The organism is Pseudomonas sp. 13B_2.1_Bac1 (assembly GCF_025466155.1).
Taxonomy (GTDB): domain Bacteria; phylum Pseudomonadota; class Gammaproteobacteria; order Pseudomonadales; family Pseudomonadaceae; genus Aquipseudomonas; species Aquipseudomonas aylmerensis.
On record NZ_JANLOH010000089.1, the window covers coordinates 262,247 to 287,439 of the forward strand.

22 protein-coding genes are annotated in these 25,193 nt (G+C 57.8%); 12 read left to right on the top strand and 10 right to left on the bottom strand.

Annotation, left to right across the window (positions count from 1 at the left end; translation table 11 throughout):
- Positions 1–395: 395 nt before the first annotated feature.
- From NTD80_RS21520 to NTD80_RS21550, 7 genes are all read right to left on the bottom strand, one after another.
- Positions 396–776, bottom strand: coding sequence for a type II toxin-antitoxin system RelE/ParE family toxin (locus NTD80_RS21520; RefSeq protein WP_262134936.1), 381 nt, complete (start codon positions 774–776; stop codon positions 396–398).
- A gap of 2 nt (positions 777–778) precedes the next feature.
- Entirely contained in the window at positions 779–1,069 is a 291-nt protein-coding gene (locus NTD80_RS21525; RefSeq protein WP_262134937.1) for a type II toxin-antitoxin system ParD family antitoxin, read from the bottom strand.
- 291 nt (positions 1,070–1,360) lie between these two features.
- Positions 1,361–2,575, bottom strand: coding sequence for a PIN domain-containing protein (locus NTD80_RS21530; protein WP_262134938.1), 1,215 nt, complete (start codon positions 2,573–2,575; stop codon positions 1,361–1,363).
- Between the two features lie 69 nt (positions 2,576–2,644).
- Positions 2,645–4,264 carry a DUF2326 domain-containing protein gene (locus NTD80_RS21535; protein ID WP_262134939.1) on the bottom strand — a complete coding sequence of 540 codons (1,620 nt, stop codon included), beginning with the start codon at positions 4,262–4,264 and terminating at the stop codon, positions 2,645–2,647.
- Positions 4,257–4,475, bottom strand: a complete 219-nt coding sequence (locus NTD80_RS21540) for an ABC-three component system middle component 7 (protein ID WP_177020185.1) — start codon at positions 4,473–4,475, stop codon at positions 4,257–4,259. The genes NTD80_RS21535 and NTD80_RS21540 overlap by 8 nt, the downstream gene beginning before the upstream one ends.
- Entirely contained in the window at positions 4,459–5,418 is a 960-nt protein-coding gene (locus NTD80_RS21545) for an ABC-three component system protein (RefSeq protein ID WP_262134942.1), read from the bottom strand. The genes NTD80_RS21540 and NTD80_RS21545 overlap by 17 nt, the downstream gene beginning before the upstream one ends.
- 886 nt (positions 5,419–6,304) lie before the next feature.
- Positions 6,305–8,074, bottom strand: a complete 1,770-nt coding sequence (locus tag NTD80_RS21550; protein ID WP_262134943.1) for a sensor domain-containing phosphodiesterase — start codon at positions 8,072–8,074, stop codon at positions 6,305–6,307.
- 219 nt (positions 8,075–8,293) lie between these two features.
- Here NTD80_RS21550 and NTD80_RS21555 point away from each other — a divergent pair, with 219 nt between their 5' ends.
- Complete coding sequence (locus tag NTD80_RS21555) at positions 8,294–10,243, top strand: PAS domain-containing sensor histidine kinase (RefSeq protein ID WP_262134944.1); 1,950 nt, start codon at positions 8,294–8,296, stop codon at positions 10,241–10,243.
- Positions 10,244–10,352: 109 nt separating this feature from the next.
- Positions 10,353–11,864 carry a xylulokinase gene (locus NTD80_RS21560; RefSeq protein WP_262134946.1) on the top strand — a complete coding sequence of 504 codons (1,512 nt, stop codon included), beginning with the start codon at positions 10,353–10,355 and terminating at the stop codon, positions 11,862–11,864.
- Here NTD80_RS21560 and NTD80_RS21565 read toward each other — a convergent pair.
- A complete protein-coding gene (locus NTD80_RS21565) occupies positions 11,821–12,783 on the bottom strand; it encodes a LysR family transcriptional regulator (RefSeq protein ID WP_177343950.1) in 963 nt (320 codons plus the stop codon). The genes NTD80_RS21560 and NTD80_RS21565 overlap by 44 nt on opposite strands.
- Positions 12,784–13,069: 286 nt before the next feature.
- Between NTD80_RS21565 and NTD80_RS21570 the strand changes: the two genes are divergently transcribed.
- The 8 genes from NTD80_RS21570 (at position 13,070) to NTD80_RS21605 (ending at position 21,093) form a co-directional block, all read left to right on the top strand.
- The gene (locus NTD80_RS21570) at positions 13,070–13,585 is read left to right on the top strand and encodes a flavin reductase family protein (protein WP_065905597.1); all 516 of its coding nucleotides are present in this window, start codon (positions 13,070–13,072) and stop codon (positions 13,583–13,585) included.
- A 57-nt stretch (positions 13,586–13,642) separates the two neighbouring features.
- Positions 13,643–14,629: an ABC transporter permease gene (locus tag NTD80_RS21575; protein WP_262134947.1), complete on the top strand. Its 987-nt coding sequence runs from the start codon at positions 13,643–13,645 to the stop codon at positions 14,627–14,629.
- A 30-nt stretch (positions 14,630–14,659) separates the two neighbouring features.
- The gene (locus NTD80_RS21580; RefSeq protein WP_201143949.1) at positions 14,660–15,607 is read left to right on the top strand and encodes a sugar ABC transporter substrate-binding protein; all 948 of its coding nucleotides are present in this window, start codon (positions 14,660–14,662) and stop codon (positions 15,605–15,607) included.
- 22 nt (positions 15,608–15,629) lie between these two features.
- Entirely contained in the window at positions 15,630–17,129 is a 1,500-nt protein-coding gene (locus NTD80_RS21585; protein ID WP_262134949.1) for a sugar ABC transporter ATP-binding protein, read from the top strand.
- Positions 17,130–17,158: 29 nt separating this feature from the next.
- A complete protein-coding gene (locus NTD80_RS21590; protein ID WP_083221424.1) occupies positions 17,159–17,956 on the top strand; it encodes an SDR family NAD(P)-dependent oxidoreductase in 798 nt (265 codons plus the stop codon).
- A gap of 166 nt (positions 17,957–18,122) precedes the next feature.
- A complete protein-coding gene (locus NTD80_RS21595) occupies positions 18,123–19,241 on the top strand; it encodes an LLM class flavin-dependent oxidoreductase (RefSeq protein WP_065905601.1) in 1,119 nt (372 codons plus the stop codon).
- Positions 19,234–20,109 carry a transketolase gene (locus NTD80_RS21600; RefSeq protein WP_065905602.1) on the top strand — a complete coding sequence of 292 codons (876 nt, stop codon included), beginning with the start codon at positions 19,234–19,236 and terminating at the stop codon, positions 20,107–20,109. Before NTD80_RS21595 ends, NTD80_RS21600 begins: the two co-directional genes overlap by 8 nt.
- A 3-nt stretch (positions 20,110–20,112) precedes the next feature.
- The gene (locus NTD80_RS21605) at positions 20,113–21,093 is read left to right on the top strand and encodes a transketolase family protein (protein ID WP_262134951.1); all 981 of its coding nucleotides are present in this window, start codon (positions 20,113–20,115) and stop codon (positions 21,091–21,093) included.
- Between the two features lie 176 nt (positions 21,094–21,269).
- Here NTD80_RS21605 and NTD80_RS21610 read toward each other — a convergent pair whose 3' ends face one another.
- Positions 21,270–22,175: an NAD-dependent epimerase/dehydratase family protein gene (locus NTD80_RS21610; RefSeq protein ID WP_065905604.1), complete on the bottom strand. Its 906-nt coding sequence runs from the start codon at positions 22,173–22,175 to the stop codon at positions 21,270–21,272.
- A 143-nt stretch (positions 22,176–22,318) separates the two neighbouring features.
- On the opposite strand from NTD80_RS21610, the gene NTD80_RS21615 reads away from it, so the two are divergent.
- Positions 22,319–23,248, top strand: a complete 930-nt coding sequence (locus NTD80_RS21615; protein WP_262134952.1) for a LysR family transcriptional regulator — start codon at positions 22,319–22,321, stop codon at positions 23,246–23,248.
- A gap of 105 nt (positions 23,249–23,353) precedes the next feature.
- Positions 23,354–24,136: an SDR family NAD(P)-dependent oxidoreductase gene (locus NTD80_RS21620; protein ID WP_262134953.1), complete on the top strand. Its 783-nt coding sequence runs from the start codon at positions 23,354–23,356 to the stop codon at positions 24,134–24,136.
- Positions 24,137–24,169: 33 nt separating this feature from the next.
- Here NTD80_RS21620 and NTD80_RS21625 read toward each other — a convergent pair whose 3' ends face one another.
- A complete protein-coding gene (locus tag NTD80_RS21625) occupies positions 24,170–25,102 on the bottom strand; it encodes a TIGR03571 family LLM class oxidoreductase (RefSeq protein WP_262134955.1) in 933 nt (310 codons plus the stop codon).
- Between the last annotated feature and the right edge of the window lie 91 nt (positions 25,103–25,193).

Sequence of the window (25,193 nt, forward strand, 5' to 3'; positions counted from 1 at the left end):
GTTGGGCGGACGCTTACGCTGCTGCAAACTGCGCCACCCGTGCAGCAAGGGCATCGATCCGCGCGCTCATCGGCGGCAGGTGTGTAATACCAGATGCATGACCACGGGGAGCACCTCAGAAACATTCTTTCAACGTTGACGTATTCAGTGCGTCGCATCTGAGGAAGCGCTGGAGGTGGTGCGCAGATTGAAGGTCGTGGTGCGTTGCCGGCGACGGAGATTTGCCGGCCTGGTCAAACCAGCTTTCCGGTACGCCATCGTCGAGGGAGGGCTTGAGACCAATCCGGCCGCCGAGCTCGATAGTGTGGCAGTGCTTCGCCGAATCGGGCGACAGCGCTGGGCGCTCAGATTGAGACGTAGAGGGATGTGCCTCAGCCTCGCCGTTCATGGGCCACTTAAGCCTTTGGGCCAGGCCAGTGATCAGTCGTAGGCAAGTGCAACTGCACTTCCATGGCGTCATGAAGGAGTCTGACGACCTCGATCACGTCGTCGTTTGCCACACGATAGAACACGATATGGCGTGGGCTTTTGACCGTTCCATGGGTTTGTTTGGCCTGCTGGCGTGAATAGATGAGGTGATAACTGCGAAGGCCCGATGCCAGCTCATCGCGTTCGTGGCTGCCAATGCGATAAGGCGTGTCGGCAATCGCTTGCAGGGCCGCGAGGATCAGCGCCTGATACCGCTGGCGTGCTTGATCGCCGAACTGTGTCTGGGAGAGCCTGAGGATGTCGACAATGTCGGCGCGCGCCGCGTTGGAAATCCGATACGGCGGCATGCTCAGTGTTTCTCTCTCGGGGGGAGGGTTGCCTCCAGGCTCAAGCCCTCCATGTAGTGCTCCAGATCCTCTTCGTGCAACTGAGTAAAGCGCCCGCGCTCAAGGTCCATGAGGCCGATTGAGGTCGCCTGACGCAGGGCCTCAATTTTGGCGGTGTCTTCGGCGATGCGCTGCTCCAGTAGACGTAAACCTTCTCGCATCACTTCGCTGGCATTTTGATAACGACCGGACTGGACCAGGTCATGGATAACCTGTTCCTGGTGAGGGGTGAGCACAACGTTTCGCGTCGCCATAGATAGCTCCAGCTTTGGTCAAACAGGTTCTTTCAATCATTGGCATATTATGCCATTTTACCCGCGAACACATAGTTTGGGATTTGTATCTGACGAACTGGGTCGCATGGGTTCATCCGCCGCGCCTAACAGCGCGTGCATGCGTGTGCACAAAGTCCAAAAAGGGTGTTGTGTATCTTCCATGGGGAAGCGCTTTGAGAGAGGTGGTCGTCGAGTTCGGCTTTGGCTAGATCATCCTAACTAAAGCGTTATGACAATCTAGACCGATTCTATCCGGGGTAACAACACAGTTTAACTCGAAGGATTATAATCAGCAGCTGCCTCTGCCTCCTCCTTCTTATGCTGCTCCCACTCCCATAAATACTCTTCATCTCGGTCGCTAGAATAGTCGGGTGCAACTTCGCCGAAATCAAGGAGCTCTAGTTCGCCAATCACCTCTATTTCTTCATGGGTGACGCTTCTTTCATGGTCAGCCCAATCACCTCCAAAATAGATCAGTACGTCGGTTTCGTATGTGGTTTCAACCGAGGCCTCTACGCCGCCCAAGCTAACGTAGTCCTTATCTATAGAATCGTATTGGGAGAAGTTGAATGATGCAGTTGCGTGTACTGTAATAAGGGCTTTTATTCCTATTACGGCGGAATTGTCTTCTATAGAAACGATATTGACTAAAAGCTCGTCCGTGTCAGAAGCCAGCGCTAGCTGATGGTCAACATATTCTAGCTGGAGATCGTCGTACTCATAATGGTGGAATGAGCTGGCTTGTATTTCGGGCTCCATATTTGCGGTAGCGTTGGATAATGCAGCCATTATTTTTTCATATAATGGCCCGCTGTTCTCTAGTGCACCGTCTTTTCGTAACCGCTCAATGATCTTGGTGATTTTTGTATGAGGCTGGAACAGGGAAAGGGCATGTGGCAATTCGCTGACTACGTGAAGCCACTGAGAATTTTTAGCATAGGCATGCCACCCTTTATCTTTGCTGACTACTACCATGACCTTGTCGTTTTCGCTAGCCCAGCACTCCAGAGACAGTAAAGCTATTGCATCAGGGAATTCGCTTTTTTTCTCAGCCTTATTCTCAAACGGAGGTAGGGTGTCGAAGTATAGATCCATTAACTCATTGACATTAACTTTAGAGGCCAAAATGACTTGTCCATTGACCTTTGAATAGAATCCCTGAAACCGCTCGGTGGCCATCTGAGATGCGACGGTTGTAGAATTAAGCTTTTCGGATAAATGATCCGATGTAGATGCGCTGGGGATGTATTTAGATAAGGCCTTGAGGCTGCTTCGTGCGGACTTTAAATGCTGATCAATTTCTGCAGTTAAATGCTTAAGCCCCTCCCGATGAACGACGTCAGGTTGAATAATGGGGATGATGCTTCCGTCGAATTGTTCGAGTTGCTTTAGTAAGCCTCCGTCGAAATTATATCGCTGGCCTCTTAAGATATTGCTGTCTATGGAGAGTGCAGCGAAATCTAAGGTGGGTTCGAAGTCATCCATATACACATCCTTGAGTGAGGTTTAGTTGGCCCTATGCCGAATAGGCTATGGCAACATGCAATCGGTCAGCTACTTCTTGTCTCGCCAGTCTTTAGTGTAAAGAAGATCATTGTGGCTGAGTTTTATAGCGGTGTGCCTGAGCAAAATCCCCGCGGTGTCTTTTCCGAATTTTGAAGCTTCGTCGAACGCAAGGAAGATCTGTTTTTTCTTCACTGCTGCCAAAATTCGCAAAATGTGCTTGGTCGCTGCAACTTCAATGTTCTTGTATATAACCGAGTCATGAATAAGAAACGGCAGTGAAGTCAGTGAGAGCAACGCGAGGTCAAAGCCGATCAGTCCTGCGAAAGATTTACCAGTGCCTGTGTCTTCGAACGAGGTGAAACTGTACGATGCAGAGGTATGTAGTCTCAGTTGCGAGGGGTTTCGATTTTGCCCATATACAACTCGGTTAAATTTAATTAGCTTTTTATTGATTGCTGATTCGATGTCAATAAATATGCGTGTAAATATGTTCTCAAGTCGCTCCTTGGAGAGGCGAGCGTCTTCTTGAAGGCCTATTTTTTGGTCGTAAAATTTATTTTCCTCGATGGCCTTGTCCGTAAGTTCTTTGAGTTCAAATACTCGAGAAAACAGGTCGCTAGGGGTTCCTTTTGCAGAGAGGGCATCACGGACTTGCTTTTCTAACTGGCCTATTTCACCCGATAGCTCACGTTCCTGCCCTTGTAATGCGGTGAGCTCTGCTTTCAACTCTTTCTTAACAATGGAAGAAATTTTCTGATGGAAGGCCTCCACCTGTTCAAGCCTAGAGATGTCTCCGCTTGGGAAAAATTCTGCAACGAGTGCAATATTTGCAGCAGTTCTTGGGTTTACGCCGGAGATGTCCTTGCTCAACCTCTCAGTTCTGACCTGGAGGAGATTTTTCTGCTGGCTTAAATCATTCTTGCTCTGCTGCAAGCTACGGATATTCTCGTCAAATAGCGCCTCGTAGGCAGAGAGAGCCCCGGAAAAACTCTGCTTCACGTCGTCAATTACTTTGGCGTTATCAGAAATGAGGTTCTCATTCAGCTTATATTGCGACTTGTTGATATTAGGGATGATCTCTGCTGCCATGGACTTCGTCATCAGATTTTTTTTGCTGACAAAAGATTCTAGAATGGCCCTTTCTTCGGCGATATCACTTGTGCGCCCGAAGATATCGATTAGACGACTTATCGATGTTCCTTGGGATTCTTTTGGTGACCCTGAGAACGGATGCTCGGGATCAAGCTCTCCCTTGTTCCAGATTCTGCTGAAGGCACTGACAATTGAACGGAAAGGGCTTTCCTGCTCAAGCATCCCGTAATGGTACTTCAAAATATCCTTGTAATCTTCAAGTGAAATGGTGTCGCTGACTTGATATTGGTTATCGCAAATTTCTACTACGTCGGGCTCAGCGGTGGATCGACAAATGTAAAGCGGTTTCTTATCGAATTGGAATTCGATAAAGTAACTGTGATGACCTAGGGACTGAATCACACCGGTCTTATCGTTTAAAAGGCTCTTGCCGCCCATTACGAAGTCGACCACCATCAGGGCAGATGATTTTCCGATGGAGTTTTTCGCATCGTCATCACCGAGAATGACATTCAGTCCTTCGTGGAAGATGATTTCCTTATGATTAAATAATTCGCACTCGATCCTTTTAAGCATATTCAATCACTCCGTCGTCCTGTACATCTAAATATCCCAAGAAAAATAAAATATCCAGCGCGGATAGAAATTCTGATGCGTCTTGAAAGTCTTTTTTTGTCTTGGCTAGCAACTGAGCGACATTTTCTCCCTGCTGGCCCTTAGCCAAAATAGCGCGCATCTTGAAAATGGTTGATTCTTCGAGTTTGGTGAATTTACTCGGAACTAACATCGAAGACCTCGCAGTTTTGCACGAAAAATGAGGTCAGGATCTTGGCGGCATCAACTGACTTGCCAGTCCTTTTGCTCATCCATTGAGTGATGTAAGTGAATACCAAATCTTTGTTGTCTGGGATTATTCGCTGCATTTCCAGGTAGTACGTATTGACCTGGTTCTGCAGAACTCTCACCGTTAGCTGGTCGCGTTGTTCTAAGATTTTTATTTCGTCTCGTATCGTTACATAGTAGTCAAGTACGTCTCTTTTGACGTTGCGTTTCAGTAGAGGGCTCGCATGGGTTTTCAGCTTGTCCTTAATGGTCGCTATATCCAATTCTACTTCGGTTACTTCTGTATCTTCAGGAGTTAGCTCAATGATCGTTTGCAGCAGTTCTTTGATTTCTTCCTTTAGATGACACTCGGCTGTGACGAGCTTTGCTCGCGCCTCCTGTAGATAGCCTTTCTTGATTTTTTGGATGTTGAGGTACTCTTCGATTTTGAAGTCTTTGTCGTACTTTCTATGACAACTCGGACACAGGCACATTACATTTTCGAGAGAGTTGCTATCCTCGGGGGCCGCATATCCTACGAGGGCTTTAGCTTGCGAGGGGGTGGGATTGAGCGGGTAAATGTGAGCAATCTCATACCCTTTCTCGGGATGTTTTGATGTTGCTTTCTTGAAGATGATAGGTAACGTGCAGAGTGGACAGGCCCCACCAGTCTCTCCATAGAGAATGCTCTGCTCGTTTGGAGTGTAGTCCACTCTTTTCTTTGCCATGTTTTTCCTAGAGTCGTCCTTTCTGATGCTCAATGCTGGCGCGGTGCATACGCCAGTGATTTCAAATATGTCGATTGGTAGCGAGTGCGGGACTTGGGGCGGGATGGTCGCTGGGGAAGGCAAGCCTGCTTTGTTTTTGTATATCTGAAGACCACGCATTCCTTGCTTATTATCTGGCATCCAAGACTCCCATAGCATGCTGATCAATGCGGAGGATCATACCATTGGGCCACTACTGCTGAAACGGACTGCTTATGCGGATATGCCTTGGGCGATTCAGAGCGCCTATTCAAACGGGACCGCGGTGGCACATCCGGGCGTACTGTTCGAAAGCCAAGGCATTCTGCGATCTAAATCTTGGCCGAATTTCGGCGCTAAGTGCATCTGAAGACGCCGTCCTCCCAGGGCTGGATCGAGACGTAGATTGGCACAGGATAGTTGCAGTGCGTCTGGTGCCACACAGGGATCTGTCGGCAGAGCAGGCTCGTATGGTCTGTGAGGAATACATGGGGGGACTGCAGCAACGATTTTTAACGTCCGCGTCCCTATTACCAAGTATTTAATCCAATTCTTCCGAGCGGTCAACGATCCTGAGGGGAGAGGGCTCCAGAACATCTGCTCATGGTCTACCAGCCCGAAGAGTTGTCTGCGGTAGCCGATATTCGTCGGTTGTGAGTTGACTGGTGAGCGGGGGAGTTGGGACGTCTTTTCTGGGGGGCTCATACCCTGTCGAACCTGTGAGGATGACACTGCCAGCTTGATGATCGTTCGTCCATTGGCTATGGGTAGAATCCAATAGCCTTGCTTAGAGTTACCCCATTTTTCGCTCTTGAAACATCCCAAAAACAAGTCCAGAATTGAGTCTTTTCTTGCTTTCGAAAGAAAAGAAACCCCTTAGATTTCAATGGGTCGGACATCAGATGCGAGTCTCGTTTCCCGCTCCAAACACAAAGAAAAAGCCACTCAATAGAGTGGCTTTTTTTTGCCTGCGATTTATGAAGAGAGACCTTGGTCTCTCTTTTCATTTCCACCCGGTTCCCTGGGGTTCCAGCCCTGACACCGGTGTTTACGCGGTAAACGCGTGACTGTTCACCCACGCCTCCAAATCCTTTGCAGCCATTGGCTTGCCTATCAAATACCCCTGCGCCTCGTGGCAACCCCACGCTTTCACGAGGTCGAAAATGTCCTGGTTTTCGACGCCCTCGGCCACCACGCGATAGCCCAGGCCGCTGGCCAGTTCAATCAGGTTTTTCACCAGGCGTTTATCTTTTTCATTGGTTGTCAGGTTGCTGATCAGGGACTGATCCAGCTTGACCGTGCTGGTCGGCAAGGTACTCAGGTAGATCCAGTTGCTGTAGCCGGTACCGAAGTCGTCGATGGCAACTTCGACACCCAGATTGCGCAGGCGTGTGAGTTGCTGAACCACTTCAGTCGGATTGGTCATGAGGGTGCTTTCGGTGAATTCCAACTCCAGCCGGTCTGCGGGGAGTTGCTCAGCCTCAAGACGACCGATGAGTGTGTCAACGAAGGCTGGGCTTTCCAGGTCGCCTACCGTGACGTTCATCGCGATTTTCAGGACCAGTCCCCGATTGCGCCAGAGAGTGGCTTGATTGATCACCGCGTTCAGGACCCATGAAGTCAAGGACGGCATCAATGCGGTCTTTTCAGCCAGCGGTATGAATTCTGCGGGGCTGATGGTCCCCAGCAGTGGGTGATCCCAGCGGATAAGGGCTTCTACCGCCTCGCATCTCCCGCTGGGCAAGTTGATTTTCGGTTGAAATACCAGCCTGAGCTGATCCTCGGCGCGGATGGCCTGCGACAGCGAACTCAAGAGGGTGAAGGCCCGTTGTTGCGTGGCATCGAACGTGGGGTCATAGAGTAAATAGCCCAGGCCACGGTCTCTCGCGGCATCTGCAGCGCTGATGACCAAGCGCAGCCAGTCCTGCTCGTCGTTGCCGTTAATCGGCAGGATGCCAATGCCGACATGCATCAGGATAGGAATACCGTGGCAATCGACGGCCGTTTTGAAGCTCTCGATAATCCGCGGGCTGATGATCTCTCGATCAACCTTGCCCGCTAACAGGAAGCCAAAACGCGTCGGGCTGATTTTATACAGCAGGCACTCGGGCGGCAGGAGGGCGTGCAAGCGCTGTTTTATCGCAAGGATCAGGTCCTGCGCAAAACTGTAGCCCAAGGCCTTGACCACATCGTTGAGAAACTTGGGGGAGGTGACATCCACCGCGTATATCCTGATCGCGCCCTCGCGGGTGAGCGTCTCACGGATATCCTCTTCGAACCGCAAGCGGTTGAACAGGCCGGTCGGCTGGTCAATGTAATTCCGGGAGCGTACGCCCATGATCCGCATCATCACGAGTTCGGCCAGGTGGTTGAGCATCGCCGCGTCTTGCGCACTCATCGGCGCTCGCGCAACGGTATCGATAAAGCACAGGCTGCCCAGCGATAAACCATCGTCGGTCAACAGCGGGGCGCTGGCGTAATAGCGGATAAACGGTGCGCCCGTCACCAGGATATTGGCTTTGAAGCGCGGGTCGCTGCGTGCATCCAGGATTTCCAGAGGCTGATTGTCCAGCAGCGAGTAGGCACAGAACGAGGCACTTCTCGGTGTCGAACACTCCTCGATACCGATACGTGCCTTGAACCATTGTTCGTGCTTATCGACGATGGAGATCAGCGCGATCGGCGCGTTGAAGTACTCACTGGTCATTGCCACGATTTTATTGAAAACGGGATCTTCTTGAGTGTCCCGGGCGCACAGCTGCGCCACACGTTCCAAGCGCGTTGATTCTGTCTGGGGAAGGGGGGCGCCGTCGTCCATGATAAAGCTCCGTTTAACCATCATCTTCAGGGACGATATCAAATTCGGACGGTGGGTTTCGACTCGAGTTGACCATCGGCGTGCTCAGCCCGTTGCGCCAATGCGGTGGGCACAGCCCTCGAGGTTTTTCTGCAGGGCCCAGATTAAGCTGGTTCGCGCAGCCGATTATTCGACATACTGATCAGGTCGAAACCCTCATTTTTCTTCGAGGCTACCCTGATGCCATCCGCGCCTGCCAATCAGCCCAACCAACCGGAAGACCGCTATCGGCTGCTCGTGGAAGCCGTGGTGGACTACGCCATCTACATGCTTGATACGAATGGGCTGATTCGTAGCTGGAACTCGGGCGCCAAGCGGATCAAGCAGTACGACCAGAGCGAAGTGCTGGGTAAGCACTTCTCGTTGTTCTACACGCCGGAGGACCTGGCATCCGACCTGCCCGGCCGGGCGCTGAAGAGCGCGGATGAGTCAGGCCGCTTTGAAGGCGAAGGGTGGCGAGTCAGGAAAGACGGCACGCGCCTGTGGGCCCTGGTGATCATCGACCCCATACGCGCAGAGGATGGCTCGCTGATCGGCTTCGCAAAAGTCACGCGCGACCTGACTGAACGCCGCGCGGCAGAGCAGGCACTGCGCCAGAGCGAGCAGCAGTTCAGTCTGCTCGTGCAAGGCGTCACCGACTACGCCCTCTATATGCTGGACCCCAACGGCATCATCACCACCTGGAACGCTGGCGCCCAGCGCATCAAAGGGTACGAGCCTGCCGAAGTGATCGGCAGGCATTATTCAATGTTTTTCCAGGCGGATGACGTCGCCAATCATGTGCCTCAGCGTGCCCTGGCCACGGTTGTCAGTGAGGGGCGATACGAAGGGCAGGGCTGGCGCGTGCGCAAGGACGGTACGCGGTTCCTGGTCCATGTGGTGATCGACCCGATCAGAAACGAGCAGGGGGAGTTGATCGGCTACGCGAAAATCACCCGCGACGTGACCGAAAGCGTGCAGGCGCAACAGGAGATCAAGGAGACCAGGGAAGCGTTGTTCCAGGCGCAGAAAATGGAGTCCCTGGGTCAACTGACCGGCGGGATCGCGCATGACTTCAACAATCTCCTGATGGTCATCCTCGGCAGCCTGGAGCTGGCCAGGAAGCGCGTGCCACAGGATTCAAAAGTCCAGTCATTGCTCAATAACGCCATCGCGGGCGCTCAACGCGGCGCGACGCTTACCCAGCGAATGCTCGCCTTTGCCCGTCGTCAGGAGCTTGATCCGCAGCCTGTGGATGTGGGCGGCCTGATCAGAAACATGTCCGATCTCCTGTGCCGCATGCTCGGCGCCGGCATTCGCGTCGACACTCAGTTCCCGCTGGTCCTGCGCCCTGTGCTGGTCGACATGAGCCAACTGGAAATGGCCGTGATGAACCTGGTCATCAACGCCCGGGATGCCATGGGCGGCGAGGGGCGGATTCTGATCTCGGCAAGGGAGGATTCGTTTCCCGGCAGCCCGCCCGGTTCCGACCGGCTGATTTGCATCGCTGTCATCGACACCGGGCCGGGGATGAGTGAGGCGACCCTGCAGCGTGCGATGGAGCCATTCTTCACCACCAAAGGCGCGGGTAAAGGCACAGGGCTGGGGCTGTCGATGGTGCATGGCCTGGCGGCGCAATCCAAGGGCCGCTTTGTGCTCAAGAGTGTGTTGGGCGAGGGCACGCGTGCCGAACTCTGGTTGCCGGTTGCCGAGGTGCACAGTTCGCCGCAGGCCACAGAACCGGTATCAACCCAAAGCCCGCCTGACACATTCCACGTGCAACCCCTCGACATCCTGCTGGTGGATGACGACCCGCTGGTGCTGATCAGCACCGGCGCGATGCTTGAAGACCTCGGACATCGCGTCACGCCGGCGGCGGGAGGGCAGGCTGCGTTGGCATGCCTGACGCAGGGAGAGCGCTTCGACCTGGTCATCACCGACATGGCGATGCCGGAGATGAATGGGGTCGAGCTCGCCAACACCCTCGAGCAGCTGTTTCCGGCGCTGCCGATCATCCTTTCGTCCGGCTTCGCAGAGGTGGCTGTGGACCTCAAAAGCGCGTTGACGCGTTTGCCCAAGCCGTTTGATCAGTCCGCATTGGCCAGGGTTATCGCTGACATGCTGCGGGCCCGGAATGAGCCGCCTTGTTGAGCCTCACCGCCGCGTCCCGGGGGACCCTGAGGGGCCTCTGCCGCAGCGGCCGTGATCGCAGTATTCTGTGTGCTCAACCCTCGGCGTTTGATTCTGCGAGCAGTTACTCTTGAAGCGTAAAGCCTTGTTTATCGGGGTGGACATGGGCACCTCCAGCATCCGTGTCGGCGTCATTGACGAAAGCGGTCGAAGACGGGGCGCTGCCAGCCGTCCGGCGCGTTTGTCCAACCCCGCGCCTCGGGTCTACGAGCAGTGCCCGGACGAAATGTATGCCTCGGTCATGCTCGCCATCGCGGACGTACTGGCCCAGCCCTCCATCAATGCGCGTGATGTGTGTGGTATTGCGATATGCGGACAAATGGCTGGCATCTCGACGATCGGCCGTCACTGGGAAGCGACCACGCCGTATGACTCATGGCTGGACATGCGGTGTGCCAGCCAGGTGCAGCGACTCAAGCCCTACGAGCAACAGATCATCGAGCGCTCGGGCGGCCCGGTGAGTGCCACTCATGCGGCGAAGTGGCTGTATTGGCGCGATGAGCAGCCCCAGGTGTATCGACGGGTCAGCAAGCTCATCATGCCCGCGGCCTATGTGGCTGGACGCATGGCCGCGCTGGAGGCCGAGGCGGCCTTCATGGATGACACTTACCTGGGTTTCAACAGCTTTGCCGACAGCCGCACGCTGCAATGGAATACCTCGTTGATCGATGAGTTTCACCTTGACGCCGAACGGTTGCCCCAACTGGTGAGGCCCTGGGACCGGATTGGCGCGGTGTGCGCACGCGCGGCGCGTGACTGCGGATTGCCGGTCGGCACGCCGATTTTCGCCGGGTGCGCGGACATCGCGGCCTCCCTGCTCGGGACCGGCGCGTTCGCCAGTGGGCAACTCTTCGATATAGCCGGTACGGGAGCCGTGCTCGCGACCTTGCTCGACACCTTTGCCGTGGACGCGCAACACAAGACCCTGTCGACGTTCCGGCATTGCGTTCCCGGCATGTACTACTCGATGGCGTATGTGGGTGGCGCTGGCCTGACGCTCAAGGGGTTTGGCCTCACACCGGACGAATGCCTGCAACTGGAAGCCAGGGCGGCGGCACTGTGTGCCCGCAACAAGCTGCTGTACTTGCCTCATTGTGGCGGGCGGCATGCCCCCTTCGATGCGTCGCTGTCGGGGGCGTTTGTCGGCCTTGACTGGTCGCATGACCGCACCGACCAATACCGGGCGATGCTCGAGTCGATCGCTTATGAATATGCGCAGTTTCTGCGCTGCATGCGGGACATCGACAACGTCGCAGGGTTGGGTGGGGTGATCAGCCTGGGAGGTGGTGCCAACAGCCCGGTGTTTCGCCAGATCAAGGCCGACGTATTGGGTTTGCCTTATCACAAGCTGCCCAGCGCCGAATACGGCGTGTTGGGCGCGGCGATGCTCGCGGGTCATGGTGCCGGGGTCTTTGCTGACTTGCAGCAGACCGCCACGGATTGGCGTGCGCCAGTGCAAAGCGTCGCGCTGCCCGACCCGTCGCGCAGCGCCTTTTATGAGGGCATGCACCGCGCCTACGAACGACTGGCGGGAGCGCTCAAGCCGGTTCTGGACGACCTGCAGGCTGTGCCGCTTGGTTGAGTGCCAGGACGTGCCGGGCCGGCATGTCGAGATGCTTGAAGTACTGCACGGCGAACTCCACGAACGACTTGACCCGCTGCGGCAATTTCTTCCCGCCTTCGGTGAGCAGGTGAAAGCCGGCCGTTGGGCATTGATAGTCTTCCAGCAACGGGATCAGGCGTTTAGCCTGGATATCGTCGGCGACTTCCCAGACTGACTTCCAGATAATCCCCAGGCCCTGGATCGCCCACTGGCGCAGGGTAAAACCGTCGTTGGCGAGGCGGTTGCCCTTGACCTGGATGGTGGTCGAGACCCCGTCCTTGATGAATTTCCAGCGATCCAGTGCAAAGTCCGCGCGCAGTTGCACCAGGCAATTGTGCTGGTGCAAGTCTTCCGGCGTCAGCGGGGCGCCGTAGCGGTGGAGGTACTCGGGCGCGCAGCAAATCATCGGCCGATCGACACCCAGCGAACGCGCGATCAATGAACTGTCCGGGAGGTCGCCGAAGCGGATCGCAATGTCTGAACCGGACTCGACAAAGTCCAGGATCCGGTCGGTGAAAAACAGGCGAACGCTGACATGCGGATTGTCGCGCAGGAAGGCATCCACCAGTTGGCTGACCCATTGGCGACCCAGGTCCGTGGGGCAGGTCAGGCCGATGGTACCCAGCAGGTCGCTGTGACCGTTCTTGATGATGTTGTCCAGGGCATCGACGTCTTCGAGAATCTTCAGCGCGTTCTCAAAAAGCAACTGACCCTCAGCGGTCGGGCTCAAGCTGCGTGTATTGCGCTTGAGCAGGCGCAGGCCATAAAACTCTTCCATTGCCTTCAGCCGTCCGCTCATGGCCGCGGGCGACAGGCCCATCTGCCGCCCGGCGGTGGACAGTGAGCCTGTCTGCACGACCAGCCGAAACAATCGCATGTCCTGTAGTCGATCCACCATGATGATTCATCTCACGAGGCTGTTTTCTAATTGTTCGCAAAGTATTAAACGATTCTTCAGCTAATTCCATTAGTTAAGTAAGTCGTGAGCGCAGTTGCGCCGGCGCGAAGGCTTTGCCATGGGCATTTCAGGGGATATGTGAACGTGATTCAAATGTCTTTGTTGTTGGCTTCATCTTACGCGGTCGGTGAAAAGTCAATTTTTTAAAAGTGAATAGAAAAGTAGGGAAGATTGCGAATAATGAATACCGAGCGTGTGAGTCACTACACAATAAGAGGGTTTCAAGATGCGTGTTAATTATCAGGAGGCTGCCCCTTCGATCGACCTGGCCGGCCCATTCAAAACCGCGATGGGACGCTTTGCCTCGTCCTTGACCCTGATCACCACACTCGACGATGAGGGCCGGCCCCACGGCCTGGCCGCCACCGCGTTTTCCTCGGTGTCGATGGACCCGGCTTCGGCCCTGATCTGCATCAACCGCACTGCCAGCGCTTCACCGGTGATCAAGCGATCCGGGCTGTTCTGCGTGAACATGCTGCAAAGCCAGCATGAGCCGATCTGCAGGATCTTCAGCCAGCCCGACCTGCGCGAACGGCGTTTTGTAGAGGGTCAATGGCGCACGGGAGCACAGGGTATCCGGTACCTGGCCGACGCCCAGGCGGCGATTTTCTGCGAAGTGGTGCAAACCCTGGAGCACGGGACGCACACCGTGTTTATCGGCAATGTCCTGGAGGTTATCACCCAGCCACTCGACGACCCACTGTTGTACATGGGTGGGCGGTACCGTCAGTTGCAAGACTGATTCGTTAGTTGCGCAGTGCTCGTTCTTATAACAATTAAATAATAAGTGGATATGGGTATGAACAATCAGTTGTTGGGCAAGTTCAGACTGGCCGGATCGCTTCCAAAGTGGGTCGGCCTGGACACCAGTGTCGCCGGCCCGTTGATCGGTCTATTGCTGTTGTGTGTTGTATTGACGGTATCGACGCATAGTTTCCTGACCGTGAGCAACTTGCTCAATGTACTCGATCAGGTCACGGTCCTCGGCATCATGGCATTGGGCATGACCCTGGTCATCCTGATTGGCGGCATCGACCTGTCGGTAGGCGCCGTACTGGCCGTGGCAATCATGGCCATGAGTTGGCTCGGTCAGGTAGTCGGGCTGCCCATGTGGGTCGCCATGCTCGGTGCCATTCTCGTCGGTGCGGCGTGTGGTTCGACCACTGCGTTGCTGGTGGTCAAGGCCGGCTTGCCGTCGTTCATTGCCACGCTGGCAATGATGTCGGTGGCGCGAGGCCTCGCTTACATGGTCACCGATGGCGCGCAAATCAGCGGCTTCCCGGAGTGGTTCAGCAACCTTTCGGTGATTCGCTACGCTGGCGTGCTGTCACTGACGGTCGGGTGCTTCGTGGTACTCGCACTGCTGTTCTGGGTTGTCCTCAGGTTCACCGTTGCGGGGCGCAGCCTGTACGCCATCGGCGGCAGCAGCAAAGTCGCCAAGCTCGCCGGAATCCGGGTCAAGGCCTACACCAGCGCGGTGTACATCATCTCCGGAGTCTGTGCAGCCCTGGGCGGCATCATCATGACTTCCCGGCTGGACACCGCCGGGGCCGGCGCGGGCGTGGGCTATGAGCTGGACGTGATCGCTGCCGTCGTCATCGGTGGCGGCAGCCTCAAGGGCGGTGCCGGCAGCGTGGTCGGCACTCTCATCGGTGTACTGATCATCGGCGTTTTACGCAACGGCTTGAACCTGGCCGGCATTTCACCCTTCGTCCAGCAAGTGGTCATCGGCGCCGTTATCGCGTTTGCCGTGATGCTTGACCTGCTCAAGCGCAACCCTGACTGATTCCAAGCCCAAATAATAAGGATAAAAACCATGAAGCTTTCAGCGTTTCCAGTGCGTGCTCTCGCGCTTCTGCTTGGCTGCCTGATGTCGATCAGTGCGCACGCCCAGTCCAAGCCCGTGGGTGAAATCACCGTCGGCATGTCGATCCCGAGCCTGCAATGGGTGTTCTACCTGATGGTACGTGACGGCGTGACACAGCAAGCCAACGCACTCGGGATCAAGAATGTGCTGGTGGCAGACGCTCAGGCTGATCCGGCGCGGCAGGTCAGCCAGATCCAGGACATGCTCAGCAAAGGCATCGATGTGCTGCTCTATACCGCCACCGGCAGTGCGGCCTCGGCGGTGCCGGTACGCCTGGCGCGGCAGCAGGGTGTGCCCGTGATCTGCATCGACAACTTCCCGAAAAATGTCGAATGCGACGCGTACATCGCTACCGATAACCTCGCGGCGGCGGGGGAGTTGGCTCGGCAAATGATCAAGCTGACCGGTGGCACGGCTGAAATCGGCCTGCTGCAGGGCACCTTGGGCGACTCCACTGAAGTGGCCCGGGCCCAGGGCCTGGACGCGGTGTTGAAAGACGCGCCGGGGATGAAGATCGTCGACCGCAAGCCCACCGACTGGCTGCAGGACAACGGCTTCAAAGTCGCCCAGGACATGTTGCAGAAAAATCCCGGGATCAATGTGTTCATCGGCCGTTCGGATGCACCGGCGCTGGGGGCGGCACAAGCCGTCAAGGTCGCCAATATCGATCACAAGGTCTGGGTGTTCGGGTACGACGGTTTGCCCTCGGCCCTGGAGGCGATTCGCGACGGCAAGATGGACATGACCATCACCCAGCAGGCGGTGGAAATGGGCCGCACGGCGCTGCGTACCGCGCTCGACCTGCAACAGGGCAAGCCGGTGGCCAAGACGCAGTTGCTACCGGCCTTTGTCACCACCCGCGACAACGTGGCGACGTTCCTTGAGCAGCACCCGTGAACCGGATCCAGGAGGGCACGTCATGAGTATTCACCCAACGGTCCCGGCACCTCTGTTCAGGGCCACGCAGATCGGCAAATCGTTCAACTCGGTGCGCGTGCTGGAGGACATCAGCCTCGATATCGGCTACGGCGAAGTGGTGGCTTTGCTTGGGGAAAATGGCGCGGGCAAGTCGACCTTTTCCTCGATTATTGCCGGCGCCCTGACGCCGTCCAAAGGCAGCATGTTCCTGGCGGGCGAGCCCTACGCGCCGAACGGTCCGGCGGCCGCCATGGCGCTGGGGGTCAATATGATCCATCAGGAAATTCATTTGCTGGCGGACTTGAGCGTGGCGGAGAACGTGTTTCTCGGCCATCTGCCGACGCGTGGCGCAATCATCGACCGCAAGACCCTGCACCGCGAGACCGCCAAGCAATTGCAGCGCCTGGGGCTGGATATCTCGCCGCAGACGCCGGTACGGGAGTTGAAGATTGCCGCCCAGCAACTGGTCGAAATCGCGCGTGCGCTGACACTCAATTCACGCTTGTTGATTCTCGACGAACCCACGGCGGCCCTCGGCAAGGAAGAAACCGAGCGGTTGTTCCAGCAGATCGAAACCCTGAAGCAGCAGGGCGTGTCGTTTATCTACATCAGCCATCGCATGGACGAGATTGCGCGGATCGCCGACAAGGTCGTGGTCCTGCGGGACGGGCACCTGATCGCTCGCCACGAGAGCGGGGCGGCCGAGGTCAGTGTGCTGGTGTCGCAGATGGTCGGACGGCCCATCGAACGGTTGTTCCCCGAGTTGCCGGCGCCGCAGGACGCCGTGGTCCTGCGCGTGGAGCAGCTGTCGGACAAGGCCGGGCGCTTTCGCGACATCTCGTTCGAGGTCAAGGCCGGGGAGGTGTTCGGCATCGCCGGCATCGTCGGGGCTGGCCGTACCGAGCTGGTGCAGGCGATTGCCGGGCTGAGCGCCGTCAGCCACGGCGACGTGCTGTTGAACGGTCGACCGCTGCCGGCCAATAACGTGCTGGCCGCGATCGGCGCCGGTGTGGTGCTGATTCCCGAAGACCGCAAATCCGAAGGCGTGGTGCTGACGCAGACCATTGCCGAGAACCTGGCGTACTGCAACCTCGACCGGCTCAGCGCCTGCGGCATCGTCGCCAACCACCGCGTGACGGCCTTCGCCCACGAGCGTATTGCCGCGCTGGGGATCAAGGGCGTGGCGGGGCAACGGCTCGACAAGCTCTCGGGCGGTAACCAGCAGAAGGTCGTGATTGCGAAATGGATCGCGCGCAATCCCAAGGTGATCATTCTCGATGAGCCGACCCGCGGCATCGACATGGGCGCGCGTGCGGCAATTTACGAATTGATCATTGAGCTGTCGAAGGCCGGCATGTCGGTGATCGTCGTGAGTTCCGACCTGGAGGAAGTCATCGGCCTATCCCACCGCGTCATGGTCATGGCTCGCGGTTGCTGCCAAGGCATCCTCGAGCGGTCGCAGATTGCGCCGGACCGCATCATGGCCCTGGCTACCGCATGATCAACGATAAACAAAGAGCAGGTGAGAACATGTCCGGACCCTATCAAGCCTTGCCTTACCAGCCCTTCGCCGGGCTGCTGGATCTGTCCGGGAAAACCGCGGTGGTGACGGGCGGCAGCAGTGGCATTGGCTTTGCCATCAGCCGGCGCCTGGCCGAAGCCGGGGCTAATGTGCTGATCGGCAGCCTGGCGCCGGAGCGCAGCGCTGAGTTGGTCGAGGCCGGTTTCAGCGTGGCGTTTCACTCGACCGATGTCAGTTGCCCGCAAGCGATCCGTCAACTGGCGGATGTCGCAGTCGAGCGTTTTGGCCGGCTGGATATCTGGATCAACAATGCCGGCGTCTACCCGCTGAAGGCGATTGATGCCATCGATGCAGGGTTCTGGGATGGGCTGCATGCAATCAATACACGTGCGGTGTTCCTCGGTGCCCAGGCGGCGCAGCACTACATGCGCCGGCAGGGCGACGGCGGCGCGATCGTCAATCTGTCATCGGTGTGCGGCCACCGGCCAATGGCCAATCACTGCACCTATGACGCGTCCAAGGGCGCCGTGCTGGCCATGACGCGAAGCCTGGCCAAGGACTTGAGCGCGTTCAAGATCCGGGTCAACTCGATCTCGCCGGGGTTGACGGCGACGCCGGGCAACCTGGCACCACAGCTGCTTGAACAACACCGACAGAACAATGTGCTGGGCAACATCCCGTTGGGCCGCGCCGCCGAGCCCTGGGAAATCGCCGATGCCGCCCTGTTCCTGGTTTCGCCACTGTCGTCCTACGTGACCGGTATCGACCTGCTCGTGGACGGAGGCTGGCTCTTGCACGGAAGTTGAACGACTGGCGCGTCGAGCATCGCGCCGATTTGAACCCACGTTTGAACGTTGCCACTTGCAGCGCCGGCACTGGCACGCCTGCGAAACGAGTGCACGTTACGAAAACGGTGTGTTGCGTCCATGGTGTCTGCAGCACTCCGGCCACTGAAAACAGCAGGAGAACGTCATGAAACTCGCTATGTTTATGCAGCCACTTCATCACAAGGGCTGGGACTATCACGAGATGTACGACCAGGATATTGCCTGCGCCGTCCACGCCGATAGCGTCGGTTTCGATGAGCTTTGGGTTGGTGAGCACACGTCGCAGCGTACCGAGCCCATCACCAACGCGCTGCAATTTCTATCCACGCTGATCCCGCTGACCCAGCGCATGAAACTGTGCACCGGGGTGCTGAACCTGCCCCATCATTTCCCGGCGCGGATTGCCGCCGATGCCGCGATGTTCGATCACATGTCCAAGGGGCGGTTCATCATGGGGATCGGCCCGGGCGGGCTGGCTTCCGACTTCGAAGTGTATGGCAGCAACGGCAAGGATCGCGGGCAGATGATGGTCGACTGCTACGAGATGATCCGCGCGATCTGGGGCGCGGATGCCCCCTACGCGTTCACCTCCGAGCACTATCAGGTCATTCTCAAGGACGCGGTGCACCACGCGCTGGAAATCGGTTACATGCCCAAGCCGTTCCAGAAACCTTTCCCACGAGTGGCAACCACGGCGATGAGCCCGTTCTCCGGCACCGCAAAACTGGCGGGGGCCAAGGATTGGGACTTGATGTCCGCCAACTTCAACCCCACTGCCACCGTGGCATCGCATTGGCAGGCGTACTGCGAGGGTGCTAAAGGCGCTGGGATCAAGCCCGATGCCAACAACTGGCGCGTCGCCCGCTCGGTATTCGTGGCCGATTCCCAGGCCCAGGCCGAGGACTACCTGGCACAGGAAACCTGCACCTTGCGACGCTACTTCGATTACATGATCGATAACCTCGCGACCAACCACTACACCAAGATCTTCAAGACGCGCCCGGACATGACCGACGAGGAAGTCACCGTCGATCATTGCATCAACGAGATGGTGATTTACGGTGATGTGAATTCGGTCACCGAGCAACTGGTGGCCTTCAGTGAGCAGACCGGCCCGTTCGGCACCCTGATGACCACCTTCCACGAGTGGGACGATGAAGCGCTGTGGCGCCGTTCGATGGCACTTACCGCGCAACAGGTGATGCCGCGCCTCAACGACTACATGACGCCACGTCTGAAGGCTCAGGAGCGCGCACATGACTGATTTGCACGCCACTGCCGGGCACGACTTCACGCCGACCGAACAGGAACTGGCGCGACTGCGCGAGAAGGCCCAGTTCATTCGCCTGGAAACCATTCGCCTGATCGAGATCGCCAAGGTCGGTCACTACACCTCGGTGTTCTCCGCCGCCGAGTTGTTCGCCGCGCTGTACTACGACGTGATGGACCTGCGGTTCGGCGAGCCGAAGTGGCCCGACCGTGACCGTTTCATGATGGGCAAGGGGCATGCAGCAGTCGGGCTGTTCCCGGTGTTGGTTGAATGGGGCTTTTTCGAAAAAGAGATCCTCGACAACTACACGCGCCTGGGCAACCCATTGGGGGACCACCCGGACATGCGCAAGGTGCCGGGAGTGGATTTTTCATCCGGCTCCATCGGCCATGCGTTGTCCGGCGGCTTGGGCATGGCCCTGGCCGGGCGGATGCTGGGCCAGTCCTTCACCACCTACGTGATGCTCGGCGACGGCGAGATGCAGGAAGGGCAGGTGTGGGAAGCCGCGCTCGGTGCAGCTCACCACAAGGTCCACAACCTGGTGGCGATCATCGACCGCAATGGGTACCAGCTCGACGGCAATGTCGATGACGTCATCGGCATCGAGCCGCTGGCTGACAAGTGGATTGCGTTCGGCTGGGAGACCCATGTGGTGGATGGCCATGACCTCGCGGCAGTCACCGGCTTGCTGCGTCGCCTGAAGGCCGACACTGCACGCACACAACCGGTGTGCGTCATCGCCAATACCGTCAAGGGCAAAGGGGTTTCGTACATGGAAACCGAGCCAGGCTGGCACTTGGGGTATCTGGATCCTGAAGATGCGCAACGTGCTATCGACGAAATCAAAAGCAAGGTGATCTGAGCCATGAATTCCGCTCCGCTGTCGAACAACTCCTGGCAGTACCGGCAACTGAACCAGCAGACACCCAGTTTGAGTGCCCTGTCGGATGCCCTGATTGAACTGGTCGAGCGCGGTGAGCCGGTGGTTGCCGGCACCGCTGACCTGCAGTACTCCAACGGCTTGTCGAAATTTGCCGCGCTGCACCCCGAACGCTTTGTGCAGTTCGGCATTTCCGAACAGAACATGGTGTCTGCCGCAGCCGGTATGGCGGCGGTGGGCATGAAGCCGTTCGTGGCGACCTTTGCGTCGTTCCTGCCGTTGCTGTGCTGCGAGCAGATCCGCATGGACGTGGCCTACTCGGCGCTGCCGGTGCGCCTCATCGGTCACCATGCGGGTATCTCACTGGGCTTCTATGGCACCTCTCACCATGCCACCGAGGACCTCGCGATCATGCGTTCGATCGCCGATATCACGGTCGTCGCACCGGCCGACGGCAACCAACTGAAAGCGGCGATCCTGGCATCGGCCAACTACCCACAGCCGATCTACTTCCGCATTCAGCGCGGGCGAGATCCGGTGGTATACGACACCGTACCGGACTTCGTTTTCGGCAAGGCCACCGTGCACCTGACCGGCGATGAGCTGACCATCATCGCTACCGGCTCGACTGTGCACCCGGCTCTCGAGGCTGCACGGGCATTGAATGCCGCCGGGCGTTCAGTCGGTGTGATCGACATGACCACCATCAAGCCACTGGACCGTGAAGCGGTGTTGACGGCAGCGCGCAATAGCCACGCGATCCTCACTGTCGAAGAACACAACATCATCGGCGGGCTGGGCGGGGCGGTGTGCGAAGTCATTGCCGAGGAGGGGATCGGCGTCAAGGTGCGGCGCCACGGCCTGTACGACGAGTACAGCCTGATCGCACCGCCGACCCATTTGTATCGGCATTACCGCCTGGATGCCGCCGGTATCGAAAGCGTAGCCCTGGAAGTACTGGGCTAACGCGCACGGGCTGTGTTCTTTTCAGGCCCGGCTGGGCCTGGCGTGCGACAAGGCGCTTGAATCAAGCGTGCTGGTCGCACGCTTTTTTTTTGCCTGGGATTTATCTGCCGGGTTTATACGTGCGTAAAAAAGCTCACCGAAGTGAGCTCTTGATCAACCGAATGAGCGTGCAGCTGTCACCACTGCACACCACTGTTTTCGATCCACTGCAGGATCGACTCGCGCTGAGGATTCCAGCCCAGCAGGACACGCGCGTTCACCGCACGCACGCGGCTGTTGGAACCGATCGCGAAGCGTGCCCAATCGCCCAGCTCGGCGATCGCTTCAGTGGCAGGCCAACTTTGAATATTGCCGTTGAAACCCAGGGCCTTGCTGATGGACGTGGCAATTTCAAGGAACGACGCTTCGCCATTTTCGGCAAAAAACAGCGAGGCCGATGGCGCTTTCTCAATGGCCAGTCGATAGAGTTCTGCAAGGTCGTCGATGTGCACATTGGACCAGCGATGCACGCCGGCACCCATGTACGCACCGGCGCCGTATTTGCGTGACTGGGCGAACAGCTTGGGCAATTGATCGCTTTTCGACGCGACGCCCAGGGATTCGCCGTAGATCATCGTGGGGCAGAACACGATGCTGCGAATGCCCTGTTCGACGCCGGCGCGGCGCACGATTTGATTGATCTCGACCCGGTCCTTGCGAATGTCCATCGGGGTAAAGGGCGTCTCGTCGGTAAAAATATCCGCCCGTTCGTAAGCACCCCGTGCGTCGTCACCGACCACACTGGAGCCGGAGGTGTGCAGCAGCACTTTGCCGCTGCCGCTCAACGCCTTGATGAAGGTTTCTACGGAGGCGAGGTGGTCGGAGTTTGCGGCGTTGACCACCACATCGGCCAGGCGTGCCTGTTCGCTGAGAATGCAGGCGTCATCCAGGGTCCCGAGCACCGGGGTGATACCCAGCGCCTGCAGGGCCTCGCGCTGCTGTGGATTGCGCAGCAGGCCACTGACCTCATGGCCTGCATCCACCAGGTATTTGGCGACGGAGCCGCCGATGTAGCCGGTCGCGCCGGTCACGAAAATCTTCACTGTCTTCTCCTCATTTCTTGTTTGATGACTGGCCTTCGCGGGCGCAAAGGACAGGCGCTCCAGATACTGGAACGCTTAACCATACGGTCGGTCTTGTATATGAGCTAGACTGCTTGAATGACAAATATCTGTGAATTCATTTCATGCTAAATATCAAAGATGTCAATCGTTCCGGCGAGATGGAAGTGTTCACGCGGGTCGTGAATGCCGGGACGTTCTCCGAGGCCGCGCGTCAATTGGACATGTCGCCGTCGGCGGTGAGCAAATTGATCGCACGCCTGGAAACGCGGCTGGGGGCACGCCTGTTGCACCGCTCCACGCGGCGTCTGGAACTCACCGCCGAAGGTGAGCGATTCAACAGCGAGTGCCTGCGCATCCTGGAGCTGATCGACTCGGCGGAGCGCGACATAGCCAATGTCGCCAAACCCAGCGGGCTGATTCAGGTCAACGCCAACCTGCCGTTTGGGCAGCATTGCTTGTTGCCCTTGCTGCCCGGTTTTTTCGCCGCGTACCCGGACATCACCCTGAATATCGAACTCACCGACACCGTCGTCGACCTGCTGGAGCGGCGTGCCGACATTGCCATCCGTACCGGCCCGATGAAGGAGTCCAGCCTGGTGCAGCGGCGTCTTGGGGAGAGCCGCCTGCTCACCGTGGCGTCGCCTGAGTACATTGCGCGCTGCGGCCAGCCGTCCAACCTGGACGAGCTGCAACGGCACAATCGGCTCAGTTTCGGCTTCCATCGGCATTCCCAGGCCTGGGTGTTCCGAAGCACCGATGGCCAGCGCGTCGAGATCGAGCCCAAGGGCAATACGCTGGTCAGTGATGGCGAGAGCCTGCGTCGTTGTGCCCTGGCAGGGCTGGGGATCGCCCGGCTGGCAAGCTTTCATATCCAGGACGACCTGGATGCCGGGCGCCTGGTGCCGATTCTGCAGGCTTACGACAGCGGTGAAACCGAAGCGATTCATGCGGTGTTTATCGGTCCCGGCCAGCAACTGCCTCACCGCGTCCGCGTCTTTATCGACTTTCTGCTGGATAGGCTCGCGCCGCAGTTGTCGCCTCAACGGCGCTGATCGTTTCTTCAGTCTTTGCGGATTGAGTCTTCGCCAATGGTTGAAAATCCTCGCTCCTGGCTTGGGGCATGATGGTGCGCAAAACAACAAAAGAAGGCGGCACACATGGATTACCAACTGAGCGGAAAAACCGCGCTGATCACCGGTGGCGCAACCGGCATTGGCTTGGCCATTGCTCAACGTTTCATCCTTGAAGGCGCCCGCGTGGTCGTCAGCGGCCTGCATCAGGAGGAGCTCGACTCAGCGCTCCAGGAGCTGGGTGAACACAGTCGGGGGATGGTCGCGGACCTGACGGCGCAAGGTGATCCGGAGCGCCTGGTCTCCCTGGCGCTTGAGGCGGGGCCGATCGATTTTCTGATCAATAACGTGGGTATCTTCGAGGTCCGCGATTTTTTCGAAACCGACGATGCCCAGTGGCTTCATTACTTCAATGTGAATGTGATGAGCGGGGTGCGCATGACGCGCCTGGTGATGAAGGCCATGCTGGATCGCGGGCATGGCTCGATTGTGTTTATCAGCAGTGAGTCCGCGATCAAGCCACAACCGTGGATGGTGCACTACGGCGCGATGAAAACCTGTCTGCTGGGTATTTCCAGGGCGTTGGCCGAGTTGACCAAAGGCACCGCGGTGCGGGTCAACTCAATACTGCCGGGGCCGACCAGCACCGAGGCGGTCAAGTGTTATCACCGGGAAATCGCTGCGCAGAAGGGCATCACTGCCGAGCAGGTGGTGCAAGCCTACTTCGATGAAACCGAACCGACTTCGTTGATCCGCCGCATGATCGAGCCGCAGGAAGTGGCCAGCAGCGTGCTGCACCTGGCGGCCTCACCGGCGCTCAACGGTATGGCAATGCGCGTGGAGGGCGGCACGATTCGCGCCATCGTGTGAAACAAGCCCCACGCCGTGGGGCTTGAGCGGCTGTCAGGCGGCGCCGTGGAACCGGGGCAACACATGTTCGGCGAGCTCTTCCATGACCTCGACGATGGGCCTGGCACTGTGACGCAAGTGCAAGCCCACATGTTGCACGCCGGCTTCGCGCAGCGCCTGCAGCTCTTCGATCAATGCGTTTCGCCCGCCACGCCCGCCGAAGCGCAAGGTTTTCATCGGTGCATGCGGGTCGGCTTCAAGGTCCAGGTGCAGGAAGGTGATGTAGGGTTTGTCGCCCCCCACTTCGCGCCACAGGCGCACGCGGCGCCGGTGTTCCTGGGCGGTTCCGGGGTAGGCGAGCCAGCCCCCCATATGCTCGCCGATCCAGTTCGGCGATTGCTGGCCAAGCCCGGCCACCAGCAGCGGGAAAGCTTCCTTGCGTTGCGGCAGCAACTCGGCACCCTGGGGCAGGCGTCCGGCTCCTTGGGTCTGCAGCAGTTCGACGGCACTGCGAAAGAGCGCGCCGCGTTGCTCGTAGTCGACGCCGAACAAGGGGTATTCCATCGGCCGGTCACCACTGGCAACGCCGAGCAGCAGGCGTCCATCACTCAACTCGTCGATGCTGTTGGCGGCCTTGAGGGTCAGCCACGGTTGACGCAAGGGCAGCACCACTGCAGCGGTGCCCAACATGATGTTGTCGGTGATGCCGGCAAGGTAGCCCAGGTAAGAGAAGGTCTCGAACACCTGTGCGGCGTCGCCGAAGTGCGGGTCGTAGACCGGTACGTCGCGCACCCACAGCGCGCGAAAACCCGAGGTGTCCGCGAGCTTCGCCAGTTGAGCATGCTGTTTGATGTCGGGTACGCCAAAGGGGCGTTGCTCGGTGACGCGCAGGCGCTGGCCAGCGCTGGACCAGTCATTGTCCAGTGGCAGTTCCAGGCCGATCGAGAATTGTGTCGGGCCGAGCAAACGTTGAAAGTGCGTGTTCATCCAGTCTCCTGCGCCCTGTGCAAGGCAGGGCATTACTACGGTTGATGCGCCGTAGTATCCCTGCCGCAGGTCGGGAGAAAAATGCGCTGGC

What these genes read in the sequence shown, in the direction of transcription:
- NTD80_RS21585 (WP_262134949.1), top strand. Translation starts at nt 15,630, where the DNA reads ATGAGTATTCACCCAACGGTCCCGGCACCTCTGTTCAGGGCCACGCAG.
- NTD80_RS21595 (WP_065905601.1), top strand. Translation starts at nt 18,123, where the DNA reads ATGAAACTCGCTATGTTTATGCAGCCACTTCATCACAAGGGCTGGGAC.
- NTD80_RS21545 (WP_262134942.1), bottom strand. Translation starts at nt 5,418, where the DNA reads ATGCCAGATAATAAGCAAGGAATGCGTGGTCTTCAGATATACAAAAAC.
- NTD80_RS21535 (WP_262134939.1), bottom strand. Translation starts at nt 4,264, where the DNA reads ATGCTTAAAAGGATCGAGTGCGAATTATTTAATCATAAGGAAATCATC.
- NTD80_RS21530 (WP_262134938.1), bottom strand. Translation starts at nt 2,575, where the DNA reads ATGGATGACTTCGAACCCACCTTAGATTTCGCTGCACTCTCCATAGAC.
- NTD80_RS21600 (WP_065905602.1), top strand. Translation starts at nt 19,234, where the DNA reads ATGACTGATTTGCACGCCACTGCCGGGCACGACTTCACGCCGACCGAA.
- NTD80_RS21540 (WP_177020185.1), bottom strand. Translation starts at nt 4,475, where the DNA reads ATGTTAGTTCCGAGTAAATTCACCAAACTCGAAGAATCAACCATTTTC.
- NTD80_RS21555 (WP_262134944.1), top strand. Translation starts at nt 8,294, where the DNA reads ATGCCATCCGCGCCTGCCAATCAGCCCAACCAACCGGAAGACCGCTAT.
- NTD80_RS21565 (WP_177343950.1), bottom strand. Translation starts at nt 12,783, where the DNA reads ATGGTGGATCGACTACAGGACATGCGATTGTTTCGGCTGGTCGTGCAG.
- NTD80_RS21620 (WP_262134953.1), top strand. Translation starts at nt 23,354, where the DNA reads ATGGATTACCAACTGAGCGGAAAAACCGCGCTGATCACCGGTGGCGCA.
- NTD80_RS21520 (WP_262134936.1), bottom strand. Translation starts at nt 776, where the DNA reads ATGCCGCCGTATCGGATTTCCAACGCGGCGCGCGCCGACATTGTCGAC.
- NTD80_RS21605 (WP_262134951.1), top strand. Translation starts at nt 20,113, where the DNA reads ATGAATTCCGCTCCGCTGTCGAACAACTCCTGGCAGTACCGGCAACTG.
- NTD80_RS21525 (WP_262134937.1), bottom strand. Translation starts at nt 1,069, where the DNA reads ATGGCGACGCGAAACGTTGTGCTCACCCCTCACCAGGAACAGGTTATC.
- NTD80_RS21615 (WP_262134952.1), top strand. Translation starts at nt 22,319, where the DNA reads ATGCTAAATATCAAAGATGTCAATCGTTCCGGCGAGATGGAAGTGTTC.
- NTD80_RS21590 (WP_083221424.1), top strand. Translation starts at nt 17,159, where the DNA reads ATGTCCGGACCCTATCAAGCCTTGCCTTACCAGCCCTTCGCCGGGCTG.
- NTD80_RS21625 (WP_262134955.1), bottom strand. Translation starts at nt 25,102, where the DNA reads ATGAACACGCACTTTCAACGTTTGCTCGGCCCGACACAATTCTCGATC.
- NTD80_RS21580 (WP_201143949.1), top strand. Translation starts at nt 14,660, where the DNA reads ATGAAGCTTTCAGCGTTTCCAGTGCGTGCTCTCGCGCTTCTGCTTGGC.
- NTD80_RS21570 (WP_065905597.1), top strand. Translation starts at nt 13,070, where the DNA reads ATGCGTGTTAATTATCAGGAGGCTGCCCCTTCGATCGACCTGGCCGGC.
- NTD80_RS21550 (WP_262134943.1), bottom strand. Translation starts at nt 8,074, where the DNA reads ATGGACGACGGCGCCCCCCTTCCCCAGACAGAATCAACGCGCTTGGAA.
- NTD80_RS21575 (WP_262134947.1), top strand. Translation starts at nt 13,643, where the DNA reads ATGAACAATCAGTTGTTGGGCAAGTTCAGACTGGCCGGATCGCTTCCA.